Genomic DNA, 17,932 nt, shown 5'->3' with positions numbered 1-17,932 from the left:
ATTACTCCGCAAGCCATTTCGCTGCGTCTTTCGCATGATACGTAATAATCAGGTCCGCACCCGCGCGCTTCATGCTTGTCAAAATTTCCAACACAATTTCTTTTTCCTTGATCCAGCCGTTCTGCGCTGCAGCCTTCACCATTGAATACTCTCCGCTTACATTATAAGCGACGAGCGGCAAAGTAGACTCATTTTTCACGTCACGCATGATATCCATATATGAAAGCGAAGGTTTGACAATCAAAAAGTCCGCGCCTTCCTCGACATCTGATTGTGCTTCGCGGAGTGCCTCCATACGGTTGGCAGGATCCATCTGATATGTTTTGCGGTCACCAAATTGCGGTGTGCTGTTTGCTGCGTCACGGAACGGACCGTAAAACTCACTTGAATATTTTACAGCGTAAGACATGATTGGAATATTGACGAATCCTTCTTTATCGAGCGCTTCTCTGATCACTGTAACAAATCCGTCCATCATGTTTGATGGCGCAATGATATCCGCACCTGCCTTCGCTTGGCTGACAGCTGTCTGCGCTAAAAGCTCAAGCGATTCATCATTGAGGATGACCCCGTCTTTGACAAGTCCGCAATGACCGTGGTCTGTATATTCGCATAAGCACGTGTCAGCGACAACCACCATTTCAGGGAAGTGTTTTTTAATTTCCGTGATGGCTTTTTGAACGATACCATGATCATGGTACGCTTGAGTTCCGCAATCATCCTTTTCTTCCGGGATGCCGAACACGATAACAGATTGAATTCCCAGTTTGACCAGCTCAGCTACTTCATCCTTCAATAGATCTAATGATACATGATAAACATCAGGCATTGACGGAACAGCTTTTTTGCCTTCAAGCCCTTCAACGACAAAAATCGGATAGATAAAATCTGATGGATGCAAACGTGTTTCCTTTACCATCTCTCTCATTGCATTTGATGTCCGCAGGCGGCGGTGTCTATTAAATGATTGACTCATATTCTCTCTTCCTCTCTAGACATGCTGCACATTAACTCAAGCATGCCATCTATTGTAAATGTATCTGGTGTATACGATGTAATGCCATACGTCAGAAGGGCGTCCCTTGTTAAAGGTCCGATGGTGATACAGGCAGTCTCATTCGCCTTCCACTTTTTTAATTCTTCTCCCAAGACATGCATAAACGTATGTACGGTTGATGAACTCGTAAATGTTACATAGTCAAAGGAATATTGACCCGCAGCCTTCTTCAGTGCCTTGATGCCTTCTTCGTCCGGAATCGTTTCGTAGAGAACCCATTCCTTCACTTCAAAACCGAGCGGAACAAGCTCTTGTTTTATCACATCACGTGACAAATTCCCCTTCATCACGGTAATCCGCTCTCCCGGTTCAGCATGCTGTTTAAGAGCGGCAGCCAATTGTTCAGCAATATAGTCCTGTGGCATCACATCAACCGATACGTTATGCGTTTTTAAACGGCAGGCGGTTTTTTCACCGACGGCCGCAATTTTTTTATGTGCAGGGAGAATAAGCTGATTTTCCTTCAGATAAGAAAAAAAGAAGTCTGCCCCATTCACGCTTGTAAAAACAAGCCAGCCTGGCGCGGCAAGATCCTCTCTCACCTGTTCCGCAACATCATTCGGCAAAGCGGGGCGAAACGTAATCAAAGAGGTCAAAACCGCTTTTCCGCCAAGCGCCTCCACTTTGTGCTGAAATGATGTTGCCTGTGCCTTATTCCGGGTGACAAGCACTGTTTTTCCTTTCAGGGGAAAATCATTTTCCATCCTCATCAAGCTCCCGTTTTACACGATCAATTAAATCTTTTGCTCCTTTGTCAGCCATAAGAGCGGCACAACGCTTTCCTACTTCCTCCGGATCGTTTCCGATGACGGTTTCTTTAAAAATGATTTTGCCGTCAGGAGAAGCGACAAGCCCTGTCATTTCAATTTCATCCTGCCCGTTTAACACAGAGTAGCCTGCGATCGGAACCTGGCAGCCGCCCTCCATCGCATTTAAAAAAGCACGTTCTGCCAAAACAGTCCGTTTTGTATATTCATCTGTAAACTGAGAAAACAACGCCAACAGCTCTTCATCCGATTCTCGGCACTCAATCGCCAGTGCTCCTTGCCCCACAGCAGGCAAACAACGCTCAGGCTCAAGGAATTCGGTTACGACATCCTGCTTCCACCCCATTCTGGAAAGGCCGGCAGCGGCTAAAATAATCGCGTCATAATCCTCTGTTTCAAGCTTTTGAAGTCTCGTATCTATATTCCCTCTAATCCATTTAATTGTAAGGTCAGGCCGCTCAATCAAAAGCTGTGCACTTCTTCTTAAACTGCTTGTGCCAATGACAGCGCCTTCCTTCATTTCTGAAAGCTTTACGCGATTCTTTGAAATAAGGGCATCACGAGGATCTTCCCGTTCAGGAATACAGCCGATCACAAGGCCTTCAGGCAAAACAGCAGGCATGTCCTTCATGCTGTGCACTGCCATATCAATTTCTTCGTTTAAAAGCGCTTGTTCAATTTCTTTGACAAACAGCCCTTTTCCACCCACTTTTGAGAGTGTGACATCAACAATCCGGTCACCCTTTGTCACGATCTCTTTAATTTCAAAAGCAAACGAAGGGCTGATTTCCTTCAGTTTTTGGATAACCCATTTTGTTTGAGTCATAGCGAGTTTGCTTCGTCTGGAACCTACTTTAATCGTTCTCATCATTTCTTTCCTCCCGAATCTGCTTGGGACATCATTTAACTGAACCAATGGAATTGCGACAGGCTTCCAAGCAGGAAATAATTGATCATCAGCACGAGAAAACAAGCCGTATTCCACAGTGCAGCGACCTTTCCTTGCAGCTCTTTAATCAGCCTGATATAAAGATAATAGCTGTACAGCAGCAGGACGACAAACGAACCAAGCACTTTGGCGTCAAACCAATACAGCGTTTCTAGAGAGACATATGCCCAAATAACGCCGAGAATCAAACTCAGCAGCAGCATCGGAACGCCGATCACATTTAAAACATACGCCATATAATCAAGCTTTGATAAATCTTCTATTCTCAACAGCCATTTTCCCCACTTTTTCTTTTTCAGCAGATGATATTGAAACATGTACAACACAGAAAAAACGAAAGAAAGGGAAAAAGCGCCGTATGAAAGAATCGCCATTGTAATATGAATCACCAAAAGCTCGGATACAAGCTGCCCGGAAAAAGCCGCTGACTGCTGCTCTGACGGTGAAAATGTGTGAATGGCGATCATAGAAAATCCTATAACATTTGTAAAAAACACAATAAAGTCAACACGTAAAAGCTTTGTCAATACAAGTGACAGCGTGACAAGCACCCAGGCATAAAAATAAAGCGCCTCCGTCACATTTAATACCGGAAACCGCCCCGTCACCCACATAAAATAGGCCAAATACACGGTTTGCAGAGTCCAGACAATAGAAAGCAACCAGAAGGCCATTTTTCCAGCCTTCCGGTTGTGTTGAAGAAAATCTATAAAATAAAAGAGTACACTTAACGCGTAAATGACGATTGTCCCCTCATTAAGTCTTGCCATTGCAGTATCAATCATTCAGCTTTCACTCACTTACAAGTGGGCTAAAGCCCGCTTTTGATTCAGCCTTTTTAAAAGAGTGGACCTTCTGGCTGCTTTCAAGGGTTTTCATCATTTGACGTCCCGCAGCTTCTTCAATATCAAAAATCTGCATAAACAACGAGAGCTTTTCTTCAGAATCAGCATCTGCTGCAAGCTCTTTCACCTTTAAAATCGGATCGCGCAGCATTTGGTTAATGATACTTTTGGTGTGTTTGTTCAACAGTTTTTTCTCTCTTGTGCTTAAGTGAGGCAGCTTACGCTCGATGCTGTCCATCGTTTCTGACTGGATGGCAAGCGCCTTTTCGCGCAATGCAGAAATAACCGGCACAACACCAAGTGTATTCATCCATTGTTTAAATTCGACAATGGTTTCTTCAATTAACAGTTCAACTTTTTCAGCGGTTTCTCTCCGCTCTTTCATGTTCGCTTCTACAATGCCTTCCAGATCGTCGATATCATAAAGAAAAACACCTTCAAGATCATTCAGCGCCGGATCAAGATCTCTAGGCACAGCAATGTCCACCATAAACAGCGGACGTCCCTTGCGAAGCTTATTCGCGTTTTCCATCATCTCTTTGGACACGACAAATTCACTTGCACCGGTTGAACTGATTAAAATATCAGCCTCCGCAAGCGCGCTTTCAAGCTGATTCAAGCTTCTCGCTTCACCGGAGAAACGGTCAGCAAGCTCTTTCGCTTTCAAGTATGTTCGGTTAATGACAGTGACCTTGCCGATTCCTTGTCCGTGCAGGTTTTCTGCAGCAAGCTCGCCCATTTTTCCCGCACCGAGAATCAATATGTGCTTGCTTGAGAGATTTCCGAAGATTTTTTTAGCAAGTTCAACTGCAGCATAGCTTACAGACACCGCATTTGAGCCAATGTCTGTTTCGGCGTGAGTCCGTTTGCCCACTGTAACAGCCTGCTTAAACAGCTCATTAAAAATAGTCCCGATCGTTTTTTCTTGCTGAGCTGTTTTAAAGCTGTCGCGTACCTGTCCGAGAATCTGCGTTTCACCAATCACCATCGAATCCAGTCCGCAGGCTACACGAAATAAATGCTCAACAGCTGCATCGCTCTCATAAAATGTTAAGAACGGTGACAGCTCTTCTTTGCTTAATTGAAACCAATCAGCTAAGAACTTTTTTATATAATAACGGCCGGTATGGAGCTGGTCGACTACCGCATAAATTTCAGTGCGGTTGCAGGTGGAGACAATGATGTTTTCCAGAATGCTTTTCTCTTCTTTCAGCTGCACCATTGCGTCTGCCAGCTCATTCGGCTGAAAACTTACTTTTTCACGTATCTCAATAGGGGCGGATTTATAATCTACTCCCACAACAAGTATATGCATCGCTTTAATTACACCCCCAACACCCAATCTTAATTTATAATTATTCTAACATAGAACTCATTATTTATAATAATTATAACATAGATTCTTTCACAAAATGTGAACAGATTTTAAAATTCTTATGCTATATTAGAAAAAGCTTCAGGGAAAAGAAGCATTCCTATTGACAATACCAAAAACAGCAGAAATTTACTACACATCAGCTCTAAAAAACAAGAAGGTGATATGCATGAAACAAAAATCAATTTTATTCCCTTGTCTGCTGCTTGCCGCTTCTTTATATGCTTGGCTTGAAAGCGGCCAAGCGGAACTGTTTTCAGGACAGGATCAATGGCCTGTTCTCCTCATGCTGTTAGGCGCAGCCTTTGTATATCAAGGAAAAAAAGAAGCCGTTGCACCCCATTTCTTTATCGGTTTGCTTCTCTTCGGGATCGGTTTACACTTTTTTGCCAAGCCGAAATGGGTATGGTGGCCGGATGATTTTGAAATGCTTCTCTTTATGATCGGCTTCTCACTACTCGTTTCAACCGTTCAAAAAAAAGAATATGTATATGAGGCTGTGTCGATGATTTGTTTTTCCCTGTTTTTGTACTTTTTCAAACAAATTATGGCGTGGCTTGAGTCTGCGCATATTCCAACAGCACTTCTGAAGGAGTATTGGCCGTTTGTCTTTATTGGAATCAGTTTATTGTTATTATTGATAAAACGGAAAAAATCTATACGATAAATAAAACCGGTAGAGGATTCTCTACCGGTTTATCATTTTTTTGATCGCTCCCCAAGCTTCGTCTTTCCCCTTTTTCGTTTCTGAGGAAAAGAGAATCAGCTCGTCTTCCGGATCAATATTTAATGTTTGTCGGACAACCTTCGCGTGTTTGTCCCATTTTCCTTTCGGGATCTTATCCGCCTTTGTAGCGATAATAATAACAGGAATGCCGTAATACTTTAAGAATTCATACATCTGTACATCATCATTGGACGGCGCATGCCGCAAATCAACGATCTGTACCACTGCTTTTAATTCCTCGCGTGTCGTGATATAGGTTTCAATCATTCTGCCCCAAGCTTCACGCTCAGACTTTGACACTTTGGCAAAACCGTACCCCGGCACATCCACAAAATGCAGCTCATCATTGATAATATAGAAATTAAGCGTTTGTGTTTTTCCAGGCTTTGACGATGTTCTCGCAAGATTTTTGCGATTGATTAATGAATTGATAAAAGACGATTTTCCTACGTTTGATCTTCCGGCCAATGCAATTTCCGGTAGCCCTCCTTCAGGGTACTGTTCCGGTTTTACTGCACTGATCACGATTTCTGACTTTGTGACTTTCATTTCTTCTCTCCTACTAAGGCATGTTCCAAAACTTCGTCTAGGTGGGATGCCAATATAAATGTCAGCCCCTCTCTGACGCTTTCAGGAATATCCTCTATATCTTTTTCATTCTCTTTAGGCGCAATAATGGTCTTCAATCCCGCTCTATGTGCGCCAAGCGCTTTTTCCTTCAGTCCGCCGATTGGCAGCACGCGCCCGCGAAGCGTAATTTCCCCAGTCATGCCGACTTCACGAGAAACTGCCCGCCCCGTTAAAGCAGAAACAAGTGCTGTTGCCATCGTAATGCCGGCTGACGGACCATCTTTAGGCACCGCACCCTCTGGTACATGTATATGAATATCATACTTCTCATGAAAGTCAGGTTCAATGCCAAGTTCTTCTGTTTTGGATCGCACATAGCTGAATGCTGCCTGAGCTGACTCTCTCATTACATCACCGAGCTTTCCAGTCAGGATTAATTTCCCTTTTCCCGGTGAAAGCGATACTTCAATCGAAAGCGTATCTCCGCCAACGGTTGTATAGGCAAGCCCTGTCACTACACCAACTTGATCCTCTGTTTCAGCTTGTCCATATCTGAAAATGCGTTTTCCGATAAAATCTTGAAGGTTCTTCTCAGTAACCGTAATCCGTTTTCGCTCTTCAGCAACAATGGCTTTTGCAGCTTTTCGGCAAATTGCGGCAAGCTGGCGTTCAAGGCTTCTTACACCCGCTTCCCTCGTATAGTAACGAATAATATCAAGAATCGCCTGATCACGCAGCTGCAAGTTGCTTTTCTTCAGCCCGTGTTCTTTGATCTGCTTTGGAAGCAAGTGATCCTTTACGATTTCGAGTTTTTCTATTTCTGTGTAGCCTGCGATATTAATAATTTCCATTCTATCTCTGAGCGGCCCTGGAATTGTAGCCAAATTGTTCGCCGTTGCGATAAACAGCACTTTTGATAAATCAAAGGTTTCTTCAATATAGTGATCACTGAAGCTGCTGTTTTGCTCTGGATCAAGCACTTCAAGCATAGCAGATGACGGATCTCCTCTAAAATCAGATGACATTTTGTCAATTTCATCTAATAAGAAAACTGGGTTCAGCTTGCCGGCTTTTTTCATCCCCTGAATAATCCGTCCTGGCATTGCTCCGACATAGGTTCGTCTGTGTCCGCGGATCTCTGATTCATCCCGTACTCCTCCGAGTGAGATTCTGACGAATTTCCGTCCCAAGCTTTTTGCAATTGATTTGGCTAAAGACGTCTTTCCGACACCTGGAGGTCCTGCCAAACAGAGGATCGGGCCTTTCAGGGATTTTGTCAGCTTCTGGACAGCCAAATATTCTAAAATACGTTCTTTTACTTTTTCAAGTCCGTGATGCTCTTCGTCCAAGAGACGTCCTGCTTCTTTCAAATCAAGCTTATCATCTGTTTCATCCGTCCACGGGAGAGCAATCAGCCAGTCGATATAGCTGCGGATGACGGAGCTTTCCGCAGAACTTGACGGAATTTTTTCATATCGGTTCAATTCCTTAAGGGCTGTTTCCTTCACATGATCAGGCATGCCTGCTTCTTCAATTTTTTCAGTCAGCGTCTGAACTTCGCCAGTTTTGCCTTCTTTATCGCCAAGCTCTTTTTGGATCGCCTTCATCTGTTCACGCAAATAGTATTCCTTCTGCGTACGTTCCATTGAACGTTTGACACGCTGGCCGATTTTTTTCTCAATCTCCAGCACTTCTTTTTCATTATTAATAAAATCAATGACCTTGTTCAGCCTGTCTTTGACATCTGCCGTTTCTAAAATATCCTGCTTATCCTTTAGTTTAAGGGGCAGATGAGAAGCAACGATGTCTGCCATTCTCCCCGGCTCTTCGATATCAGTAACCGCGGCGTACGTTTCGGCCGAGATTTTTTTAGAAATTTTTATGTACTGATCAAAGTGGTCTAGCAAAGTCCGCATCAACGCTTCGTCTTCTGTATCTTTTGAATCATCTTCATGAATGAGTTGAATGTCAACCGACGTGTATTCCTCGTGTTCATTATAATTAACGATTTGGGCGCGCTTGAGACCCTCCACCAACACACGAATCGTACCGTTCGGAAGCTTCAGCATTTGCTTAATTTTTGTATAGGTGCCGACAGTGAAAATCTCGTCTTCACCAGGTTCGTCTATCGAAATATCCTGCTGAGTGGCTAAAAATATCATATGATCATGCATCATTGCCTGTTCAAGAGCCTGAACCGACTTGTCACGTCCTACATCTAAATGCAAAACCATCGTCGGGTACACTAATAAACCTCTTAAAGGGAGGAGCGGGATGCTGCGTTTTAATTCTTCTGCCATGTGACTGACACCTCCGTGACTTTAGTATGAACCATTATAATACAACTTTTTCATCCTTGTACAATAAACGGCATGGTTCCATTTTCTATAAAGCAGTCTCCTCGTAGTATACCCTTTCTTTCTGATATGAAAAAGGAAAAGATGTCCTTCATGAAAAAAACCCTATTATAAAAATAGGGTTTAAACGGATTCTTTATTAATTTCAATATGGAACGGTTTTTGTTCCGTTGGCGGATTCACTAAAATTTCATCAAGCACTTCTTGGAACGTCTTCACTGCAACAATCTCGATTTCGTCAATCTGCTTTAAGATCGCCTGCTGATTTTCATATGGAATAATCACCTTTTTCGCACCGGACTGCTTGGCCGCTTTTATTTTCGGTATAACGCCTCCGATAGGTTTCACAAGGCCGTTCAAGCTGATTTCGCCTGTCATCGCAACGGTATTGTCAATAGGAATTTTGTGTATCGCCGAGAAAATCCCCGCCGCCATCGCGATGCCTGCTGACGGCCCATCAATCGGAACCCCTCCTGGGAAATTGATGTGAATATCATAATCAGACGGCTTCATTCCCATTGTCCGGAGCACGGTTAACACATTTTCAACCGAACCCTTCGCCATGCTTTTTCGCCTGATTGATTTTGATTGGCTGCCGATGCTTTCTTCTTCAGCAATTCCTGTGATATTAATTGATCCTTTATCTTGAGCCGCGGTTACACTTACTTCGATTTCCAGAAGCGACCCGCTGTTAGGCCCATAGACTGCAAGTCCATTTACAATGCCGACCTGCGGTTCAACACCGATTTTTTGCTCATGCTTCGGTGTAAGCTGACTAGAGTGGATGACCCATTCAATATCCTCAATGGTAATGTCTTTCCGATTCTCCGTAACAGCCATCCCCGCTGCGATTTGAATCATATTGACAGCTTCCCGTCCGTTCCTCGTATAGCTGGTCAGCAGATCGAGGCCTTCTTCAGAGATATTTTTTTCAATTTTATCCGCTGCTGTTTTGGCAACAGTTTTCAGTTCGTCCTTTTCAAGCTCGCGGAAAAAAACCTCCAAACAGCGGGACCGGATAGCTGGCGGAATTTCGTTTGGCATTCTCGTGGTCGCGCCAATCAAGCGGAAATCAGCCGGCAGCCCATTTTGAAAAATATCATGAATGTGATTCGGAATTTGTGTATTTTCCTCACTGTAATACGCACTGTCTAAAAAGACTTTTCTGTCCTCAAGCACCTTCAGCATTTTATTCATTTGAATAGGATGCAGCTCCCCTATTTCATCAATAAACAGCACACCGCCATGGGCATGAGTGACAGCTCCCTGCTTCGGCTGCGGTATCCCAGCCTGCCCCATTGCACCGGCCCCTTGGTATATCGGGTCATGGACAGAGCCGATGAGCGGATCGGCAATTCCTCTTTCATCAAAACGGGCTGTTGTCGCATCGAGTTCCACAAAAACAGCTTGCTCTTTAAACGGTGATTGTTTATGTTTTTTTGCTTCTTCCAACACAAGCCGCGCAGCAGCCGTTTTTCCAACTCCCGGCGGTCCATAGACAATGACATGCTGAGGATTCGGTCCGCACAAAGCCGCCTTTAATGCTTTAATACCGTCTTCCTGTCCGACAATATCTTGAAAGCTTTTGGGGCGGACCTTCTCAGATAATGGCTCGGACAAGCTAATAGCGCGCATTTTCCGAAGCTGCTCCATTTCCTTCTTTGATTCTTTATCTATCGTGACCTTTTGTGTCCTTTGATTTTTAAGCAAATTCCAAAAATACAAACCAATGATGATCCCAAAAAACAGCTGAATAAATAACGCGATCCCTGTCCAACTCATGGTGGTCCCTCCTGAAAAACAATTTATGTATCCAATTCATTCCTCTGATTGCTAGTATCTCCCATAGGAGGCGGGAATAAACGTTTTTCCGGAAGAGTTTACATGCAAAAAACCTCCTGAATGATTCATTCAGGAGGTTTGTGTTTATCTTTATGCAGATGTTTTATCTTGGCTAACCTCAGTGCCGTCTTTTAATAAGAGGCGAGGAGGCTCTCCGTGTGTCACAGTTGCCCCGGTAATCACACATTTTTCAATGTCATCACGAGAAGGCAGCTCAAACATCACATCAAGCATGATGCCTTCAATGATAGAACGGAGTCCGCGTGCGCCAGTCTTGCGTTCAATCGCTTTTTTAGCGATTTCAGAAAGCGCTTCTTCTTCAAACTCAAGCTCAACGTTGTCAAGCTCAAGCATTTTCTTGAATTGCTTAACAAGAGCGTTTTTCGGTTTTGTTAAGATCGCAACCAATGCTTCTTCGTCAAGCTTTTCAAGGCTTGCAATAACCGGAAGACGTCCGATAAACTCAGGAATTAACCCGAAGCGGAGCAAATCTTCAGGAAGCACTTTTGAAAGAAGATCTTCTTTCTCAAGATCAGCAGCTTTGTTGTCAGCACCGAATCCAATCACTTTTTGGCCTAAACGGCGTTTGATGATTTGTTCGATACCATCGAAAGCTCCGCCGCAAATGAACAAAATATTTGTTGTGTCAATTTGAATGAATTCTTGATGAGGATGCTTACGTCCTCCTTGAGGCGGCACGCTCGCCACTGTACCCTCAAGAATTTTAAGCAATGCCTGCTGTACGCCCTCACCTGACACGTCACGTGTGATAGACGGGTTTTCAGATTTTCTAGCCACTTTATCGATTTCATCAATATAGATAATGCCTTTTTCAGCTTTTTCCACATCATAATCAGCAGCTTGGATGAGTTTCAAGAGAATATTCTCTACATCTTCACCCACGTATCCAGCTTCAGTCAAAGATGTAGCGTCTGCAATCGCAAACGGCACATTTAAAATGCGAGCCAACGTTTGCGCCAGAAGGGTTTTACCGCTTCCTGTAGGCCCGATTAATGAAATATTACTTTTGGAAAGCTCAACATCATCGACTTTGCTGTTGGAGTTAATGCGCTTATAGTGGTTATACACAGCAACAGCAAGTGATTTCTTCGCTTGATCTTGGCCGATGACATATTCATTCAAGATTTCACGAATTTCCTGAGGCTTTGGTACGTCTTTAAATTCTACTTCTTCTTCTGTTCCGAGTTCTTCCTCTACAATTTCAGTGCAGAGTTCGATACATTCGTCACATATATATACACCAGGCCCAGCTACAAGCTTACGAACCTGATCTTGTGTTTTTCCACAGAACGAGCATTTCAATTGTCCTTTTTCCTCGTTAAATTTAAACATTCTTTCACCCCTTAATCTTGTCTCACTTTTTCTTTTACCGGCAGAGCAAAAGAAAATGATTCTTGAAACGAAACGAGTATGTATTGCATTTTACCATACTTTCCAAAAAGACGGTAACAATGTGTTTCTGACTTGCACATTCTATATGTATGACAAAAAACTGCCCTGCATTAACTATCTTGCCCCAAGAAAAAGAGATAACTCATAATTGTACAAAACAAGGCACGAATGATTCGCGCCCTGTTTTATTATTACTATTATTATGCACCATATTAACGGTTTTCTACAAGAAAATCAATTGCTTTGCGAACTTTTAAATCTTCTTTCATCGCGTCAGTAGAACCGATGGCTTGTTTAATATTTTCAACAGGCATGTTGTATGCTTCAGCCATTTTAGTAAGCTCAGCTTCAACTTCCTCATCTGATACTTCAAGGTTTTCCGCTTTCGCAATCGCCTCAAGAGTCAGGTTAGATTTTACGCGTTTTTCAGCATCTTCTTTCATTTGCTCTTTTAACGCAGCTTCATCTTGGCCTGAGAATTGAGTGTAAAGCTCAAGGTTCATGCCTTGCATTTGCAGACGCTGCTCGAATTCTTTCAGCATGCGGTCAAGCTCAGTGTCGACCATTGCTTGCGGCACATCGATTTCAGCATTTTCAGAAGCTTTCAGAACAAGCTCTTCACGCAATTTAGCGTCAGCTTCATTTTCTTTCGCTTCTTCTAAACGTTTCTTAGTTTTTTCAGTTAATTCAGCGAGTGTTTCCACTTCTTCATCGATATCTTTAGCGAATTCATCGTCAAGCTCAGGAAGCTCTTTCGCTTTGATTTCGTGAATTTTCACTTTGAACACAGCTGGTTTGCCTGCAAGATCTTCAGCGTGGTACTCTTCAGGGAATGTCACTTCAACATCCTTCTCAGCACCTGCTTCAAGGCCAACTAATTGATCTTCGAAGCCAGGGATGAATGAACCAGAACCTACTTCTAAAGAGTAGTTTTCAGCTTTTCCGCCTTCGAATGCTTCGCCGTCAACGAATCCTTCGAAATCAAGAACAACTGTGTTTCCTTCTTCAACAGCGCCTTCTTCTTTTACAACAAGCTCAGCTTGACGCTCTTGAAGCGCTTTTAGTTCGTTTTGAACATCTTCGTCAGTTACAGTTGTGTCGTCTTTTTCAACGCCTAAGCCTTTGTAGTCGCCAAGCTTCACTTCAGGTTTTACTGTTACTTTCGCAGTGAAGATTAAGCTTTCGCCTTTTTCGATTTTTTCAACATCGATTTCAGGACGGTCTACAGGCTCGATGCCAGCTTCTTCAACCGCTTTAGGGTATTCTACAGGAAGAAGAATATCCAAAGCATCTTGGTAAAGAGCTTCTACGCCAAAGCGCTGTTCGAATAATCCGCGAGGAATTTTACCTTTACGGAATCCAGGAATTGAAACTTGTTTTACTACTTTTTTAAATGCATCATCAAGTGCTGTTTTAAACGTTTCAGCATCAACTTCAACCGTTAAAACGCCTTCGTTGCCTTCTTGTTTTTCCCATTTTACAGACATGTGTTTCCCTCCAAAAATCTATTCAGGTTGTGTCGGTCTTCCATTCTAAAGCAATCATTCGGCTTCGTCCAACAAAAACAAAGCTGCCAAAGATCAGAATCATTATGTATAGATGTTAATAATGAACTGCAAAGCCTGTCCAACCGTATTTCTTATAACCCGTTATACACAAATACAACCACTATATTATAACATAACACATAGCGCTTTCAACTATATGGCGTGATTTACAAATAAGAAATTTCTTCAATATCTTTTATCATTGTACAAGCTTCATCGAGTTCTCTGTCGGTAAATTCATACATCATATGAAGTTCTTCTCTTTCAATTTCAATCCCGTGCATCTCGTAGCCGACTTTATGCAGGGCAGCCGCCCAAAGATCAGCCGACAGCAATTTCGGCTGGAACGGATATAAAACGTATAAATGTCTTCTCCACAATTCTTCTACTGCCGCATATAAGGTTGGATTTTCATTTCCAAGTGTCTCATCCAGCACCCTGAGAACACGGTGCAGAATCGGAGCGGCATCAGGCGGGACAATCTCAGACGGTTCAATTGTCAACGACTCGCCAAATTTACTAATGTGCACAGGTTTACTGTACTCATGCTCGGACAACAGCATAACAATCATCGTTTTGATAATCGGGTGGGCTGAGGGGTCTTGAAGGATTGTTTTGAGCAACCCTGTATACTTTGCTACGTTACGGTCTTTTAAGGAATGAATGAGATTCATTTGCTCCTCAGGGCTTGCCAGCACTTTCTCGGTGTCAATTGTATCCTCGTATTCTTCGTCCCAAGCCTCGTCCTCTCGATCCGGATCGGTCATTTTCCGGCTGAAATCAAGCAGCTTGTAAAATTGCTCAGCGCTTTCTGCCGGCAGCTGATTTTCTTCCAAAACGGCTTCAATAGTGCTTTTGACTTCTTCGTATTTTTTGAGCTGAATTAAGATGGTCATGTACACCTGCAAAACCGTAAAATAATGGCCATAACCTTCTTTGAGCATCTTCTCGCACACACTTTTTGCCTCTTCCAGCTCGCCCAGCTCTAAAAAGCAGATAGCCATCCCTAAGTGAAGATCAGATTCAGTATCATCATATTTCATTGCTTCAGAAAACAGCTCAAGCGCTTCTTGATACTTTTTTTCCTTGAGTGATGACATCCCTTTTTCCACGAGGCGGTCTTTCAGATGAGGAAAAGGAATAATTTTTGCGTTTTTCTTGTCATGCGTCATACCTATATTCCTTTCAGGCATTTATTTTGTTCAAGTGTATCAACACCTGTGAACAAACACAAGAAATGAAAGGTTTCACCAGGCAAAAAAAGCCGCCGGACAAAGACCGGCCGCTTCTTCAGGCTTGAAGCCAAGAGCTTCTTTTCGATTCAAATAGCTTGATTTCATCTTCAAGCAGCAGCGTTAATGAAATTTCATCATAGCCGTTGATGAGCATCTCTTTCCAATGCGGATCGACTTCAAATGAAATTTGATTGCCTTCACTGTCATGAATCAGCTGATTTTCAAGGTCAACAGTCATTTGCAATGACTGGTTTTCATACTGGCTGACTAGCTGTTTCCAATTGTCATATGGCATGCGGATCGGAAGCATCCCGTTTTTAAAGCAGTTCTGATGGAAAATATCAGCAAATGACGGCGCAATGATAATTTTAAACCCATAATCATCGAGCGCCCACGGAGCGTGTTCGCGCGATGATCCACAGCCGAAGTTTTCTCCTGCTATTAAAATGGAAGCTCCTTGATAAACAGGCTGGTTTAATTCAAATTCAGGGTTCGGTTCACCATTCGCATCATATCTCCAGTCAAAAAATGCAAAACGCCCGTAGCCTGTTCTTTCAATCCGCTTCAAAAATTGTTTAGGAATAATCTGGTCTGTATCAACATTGATCCGATTTAATACGGCCGCTTTCCCCGTATGTGATTTCAAAGGTTCCATCTCGCGCACTCCTTACACAACTGTTTTTTCCTGATAAAACTTTCTGACATCAACGAAGTGTCCGTGAATGGCAGCCATCGCAGCCATTGCCGGGCTGACGAGATGTGTTCTTGCACCTTTTCCTTGTCTGCCCTCAAAGTTGCGGTTAGAGGTTGACGCACAGCGCTCTCCCTCAGGAACAACATCATTATTCATACTCAAACACATGCTGCAGCCTGACTCTCTCCACTCAAATCCAGCTTCCAAGAAAATCTGGTCAAGCCCTTCTTGTTCAGCCTGAAGCTTCACACTTTGGGATCCTGGCACGACGATGGCTCTAACGCTGTCAGCTACCTTCTTCCCTTTGATCATATCAGCAGCCTGACGAAGGTCAGTCATGCGGGAATTTGTGCAGGAACCGATAAATACGTGCTCCACTTTAATGTCTTCGATTTTCTGATGGGGAGTCAGCCCCATATATTCATAAGCTCTAATCGCTTCTTTTTTGTCATCTTCTGCAGAAAAGCTTTCCGGCGCAGGAACTTCAGAATCAACAGGAAGAACCATTCCCGGGTTAATGCCCCATGTCACCATAGGAGAAATGTCGTTGCCGTCAAGGACGATAGATTTATCGTAAACAGCGCCCGGGTCTGTGCGCAGCGCTTTCCATTCCTCTACAGCCTTGTCAAATTCTTCGCCTTTTGGCGTGTACTTGCGGTTTTTGCAATATTCAAATGTTACCTCGTCAGGTGCAATCAAACCTGCTCTTGCTCCTGCTTCAATTGACATGTTGCAAACGGTCATTCGTTCATCCATCGTCATATTTCTGAATACTTCCCCAGTGTATTCAATGACGTAGCCAGTGCCGAATTTCACACCGTATTTGCCGATGACAGCTAGAATGACATCCTTTGCCGTTACCCCTTTTTGAAGCGTTCCATCTACGCGCACTTCAAGTGTTTTCGGACGCTGCTGCCAAAGAGTCTGTGTGGAAAGGACATGTTCAACTTCACTCGTCCCGATTCCGAATGCAAGAGCGCCGAAAGCGCCATGTGTTGATGTATGACTGTCGCCGCACACGATCGTTTTCCCTGGAAGCGTTAAGCCCAGTTCAGGGCCGACGACATGGACAATCCCTTGATCCACACTGTGAAGATCGGCAAGGCGCACGCCAAATTCTTCACAGTTTCTTTCAAGCGCCGTTACTTGGCGTTTCGCAACTTCATCCTTTATCTCAAAACGATTGACGGTCGGGATGTTATGGTCCATTGTCGCAAATGTGTTTTGGGGTCTTCTGACCTTTCTTCCCTTTTGTCTCAAACCTTCAAATGCCTGAGGTGACGTCACCTCATGAATGAGATGCAAATCAATATAGAGAAGATCGGGTTTTCCCTCACCATGTTTTACAATATGCTGATCCCAAATCTTTTCGATGATTGTTCGAGGCATCATCTTTATTTCCTCCCTCTACCTATGAACTAAGACCGCTTATCGTAAGCTGTCACACATTAGAAATTGTATTTTCACTCATGATTGCTGCCTTAACTTCCTCCGTAATGGCCTGAGTGCTGCTGAACTCTTCACCCCGTGCCAAGTCTCTTGTTCTTTTTCCGGAAGCCAAGACTTTGTTTACCGCATCTTCTACAGCTTTCGCTTCCTCTTCAAGCCCGAAAGATGTTCTCAAAAGCATTGCCGCTGACAATATGGCCGCGAATGGATTTGCCATCCCTTTGCCGGCAATATCAGGCGCGGAGCCATGAACAGGCTCAAACAGATGAAGACCTGAGCTTGATAGGCTGGCTGACGGGAGCATTCCGAGTGAGCCTGTAAGCATCGACGCTTCATCGCTTAAAATGTCACCAAACATATTTTCAGTCACCACGACATCAAATTGATTCGGTGCATAAATCAGCTGCATGGCTGCATTATCCACAAGCATGTGCTCCAGCTTTACATCAGGAAAATCTTTTGCAACGTCCTCAGCCACTTCACGCCACAGTCTGCTTGATTCTAGAACGTTTGCTTTATCAACAGAGGTTACTTTTCCTTTTCTGGCTGCTGCCATTTTAAAGCCCTCTCTGATCACGCGTTCAATTTCCGTCCGCTTATAAAACAGGGTGTCTACTGCTTCCTGCTCTCCTTCAGTGTTTACATAGCGTTTGCTCGGCTGGCCGAAATACAAGCCGCCTGTCAGCTCTCGGACGATAACAAAATCAACATGATCGATGTATTCTTTTTTCAAAGGCGAAGCGTCAGAAAGGCTTTCAAACACCTTCACTGGCCGTAAATTCGCAAACAAATCAAGCTGTTTTCTGATGCTGAGCAGCCCTTTTTCCGGTCTCAGCTCCGAAGGGTTTTGATCCCATTTCGGTCCGCCGACAGCGCCAAGCAATATTGCGTCTGCATTTTTACAAGCGGCAACGGTTTCCTCTGGGAGGGGGTTGTTATGTTTGTCAATCGCCGCCCCTCCAATCAGGCCATATTCAAATTCAAATTCATGGTTAAAGCGTTCGGCAACACTTTTCAGTACGTCTGTCGCTGATTCTAATACTTCAGGGCCGATCCCGTCTCCGGGCAATAGAGCAATACGTTTCTTCAAATTAACCGTTCTCCT

The 17,932-nt window shown here is 43.6% G+C and carries 15 protein-coding genes; 1 reads left to right on the top strand and 14 read right to left on the bottom strand.

What is annotated here, in order from left to right:
* Window position 1 precedes the first annotated feature (1 nt).
* The 5 genes from hemB to hemA are packed head-to-tail and all read right to left on the bottom strand — an operon-like array spanning window position 2 to window position 4,933.
* Window positions 2-976 (bottom strand): porphobilinogen synthase, encoded by a 975-nt coding sequence (hemB, locus tag QA442_RS07805; RefSeq protein ID WP_095432370.1) that lies wholly within the window; start codon window positions 974-976, stop codon window positions 2-4.
* On the bottom strand, window positions 973-1,761 hold the full coding sequence (gene hemD / locus QA442_RS07800) for a uroporphyrinogen-III synthase (protein ID WP_095432371.1): 789 nt from the start codon (window positions 1,759-1,761) through the stop codon (window positions 973-975). Before hemD ends, hemB begins: the two co-directional genes overlap by 4 nt.
* The gene (gene hemC / locus QA442_RS07795) at window positions 1,751-2,695 is read right to left on the bottom strand and encodes a hydroxymethylbilane synthase (RefSeq protein ID WP_080488113.1); all 945 of its coding nucleotides are present in this window, start codon (window positions 2,693-2,695) and stop codon (window positions 1,751-1,753) included. Before hemC ends, hemD begins: the two co-directional genes overlap by 11 nt.
* Before the next feature lie 32 nt (window positions 2,696-2,727).
* Window positions 2,728-3,558: a cytochrome c biogenesis protein gene (locus QA442_RS07790; protein WP_071581542.1), complete on the bottom strand. Its 831-nt coding sequence runs from the start codon at window positions 3,556-3,558 to the stop codon at window positions 2,728-2,730.
* A 7-nt stretch (window positions 3,559-3,565) separates the two neighbouring features.
* Window positions 3,566-4,933, bottom strand: coding sequence for a glutamyl-tRNA reductase (gene hemA / locus QA442_RS07785; RefSeq protein WP_095432372.1), 1,368 nt, complete (start codon window positions 4,931-4,933; stop codon window positions 3,566-3,568).
* A 229-nt stretch (window positions 4,934-5,162) separates the two neighbouring features.
* On the opposite strand from hemA, the gene QA442_RS07780 reads away from it, so the two are divergent.
* Window positions 5,163-5,660, top strand: a complete 498-nt coding sequence (locus QA442_RS07780) for a hypothetical protein (protein WP_071581544.1) — start codon at window positions 5,163-5,165, stop codon at window positions 5,658-5,660.
* Between the two features lie 21 nt (window positions 5,661-5,681).
* On the opposite strand, the gene yihA is transcribed toward QA442_RS07780, so the two are convergent.
* The 9 genes from yihA to leuB all read right to left on the bottom strand — a co-directional run bounded on the left by yihA (window position 5,682) and on the right by leuB (window position 17,917).
* Window positions 5,682-6,269 (bottom strand): ribosome biogenesis GTP-binding protein YihA/YsxC, encoded by a 588-nt coding sequence (yihA, locus tag QA442_RS07775; protein WP_014114673.1) that lies wholly within the window; start codon window positions 6,267-6,269, stop codon window positions 5,682-5,684.
* Window positions 6,266-8,590 (bottom strand): endopeptidase La, encoded by a 2,325-nt coding sequence (gene lon / locus QA442_RS07770; protein ID WP_071581545.1) that lies wholly within the window; start codon window positions 8,588-8,590, stop codon window positions 6,266-6,268. The genes yihA and lon overlap by 4 nt, the downstream gene beginning before the upstream one ends.
* Before the next feature lie 180 nt (window positions 8,591-8,770).
* Entirely contained in the window at window positions 8,771-10,429 is a 1,659-nt protein-coding gene (gene lonB, locus QA442_RS07765) for an ATP-dependent protease LonB (RefSeq protein ID WP_095432373.1), read from the bottom strand.
* Between the two features lie 150 nt (window positions 10,430-10,579).
* Window positions 10,580-11,842, bottom strand: coding sequence for an ATP-dependent protease ATP-binding subunit ClpX (gene clpX / locus QA442_RS07760; RefSeq protein ID WP_003229613.1), 1,263 nt, complete (start codon window positions 11,840-11,842; stop codon window positions 10,580-10,582).
* 272 nt (window positions 11,843-12,114) lie between these two features.
* A complete protein-coding gene (gene tig, locus QA442_RS07755; RefSeq protein ID WP_095432374.1) occupies window positions 12,115-13,389 on the bottom strand; it encodes a trigger factor in 1,275 nt (424 codons plus the stop codon).
* Window positions 13,390-13,616: 227 nt separating this feature from the next.
* The gene (ddcA, locus tag QA442_RS07750; RefSeq protein WP_095432375.1) at window positions 13,617-14,621 is read right to left on the bottom strand and encodes a DNA damage checkpoint antagonist DdcA; all 1,005 of its coding nucleotides are present in this window, start codon (window positions 14,619-14,621) and stop codon (window positions 13,617-13,619) included.
* Between the two features lie 118 nt (window positions 14,622-14,739).
* On the bottom strand, window positions 14,740-15,339 hold the full coding sequence (leuD, locus tag QA442_RS07745) for a 3-isopropylmalate dehydratase small subunit (protein ID WP_014664869.1): 600 nt from the start codon (window positions 15,337-15,339) through the stop codon (window positions 14,740-14,742).
* A gap of 12 nt (window positions 15,340-15,351) precedes the next feature.
* The gene (gene leuC, locus QA442_RS07740) at window positions 15,352-16,770 is read right to left on the bottom strand and encodes a 3-isopropylmalate dehydratase large subunit (protein ID WP_014664870.1); all 1,419 of its coding nucleotides are present in this window, start codon (window positions 16,768-16,770) and stop codon (window positions 15,352-15,354) included.
* A 49-nt stretch (window positions 16,771-16,819) separates the two neighbouring features.
* Window positions 16,820-17,917: a 3-isopropylmalate dehydrogenase gene (gene leuB, locus QA442_RS07735; RefSeq protein WP_014664871.1), complete on the bottom strand. Its 1,098-nt coding sequence runs from the start codon at window positions 17,915-17,917 to the stop codon at window positions 16,820-16,822.
* Between the last annotated feature and the right edge of the window lie 15 nt (window positions 17,918-17,932).

Source organism: Bacillus stercoris (assembly GCF_029772985.1).
Lineage (GTDB): Bacteria > Bacillota > Bacilli > Bacillales > Bacillaceae > Bacillus > Bacillus stercoris.
The sequence above is the reverse complement of the archived record's forward strand: the minus strand, read 5'-3'. Positions and strand labels throughout refer to the sequence as shown.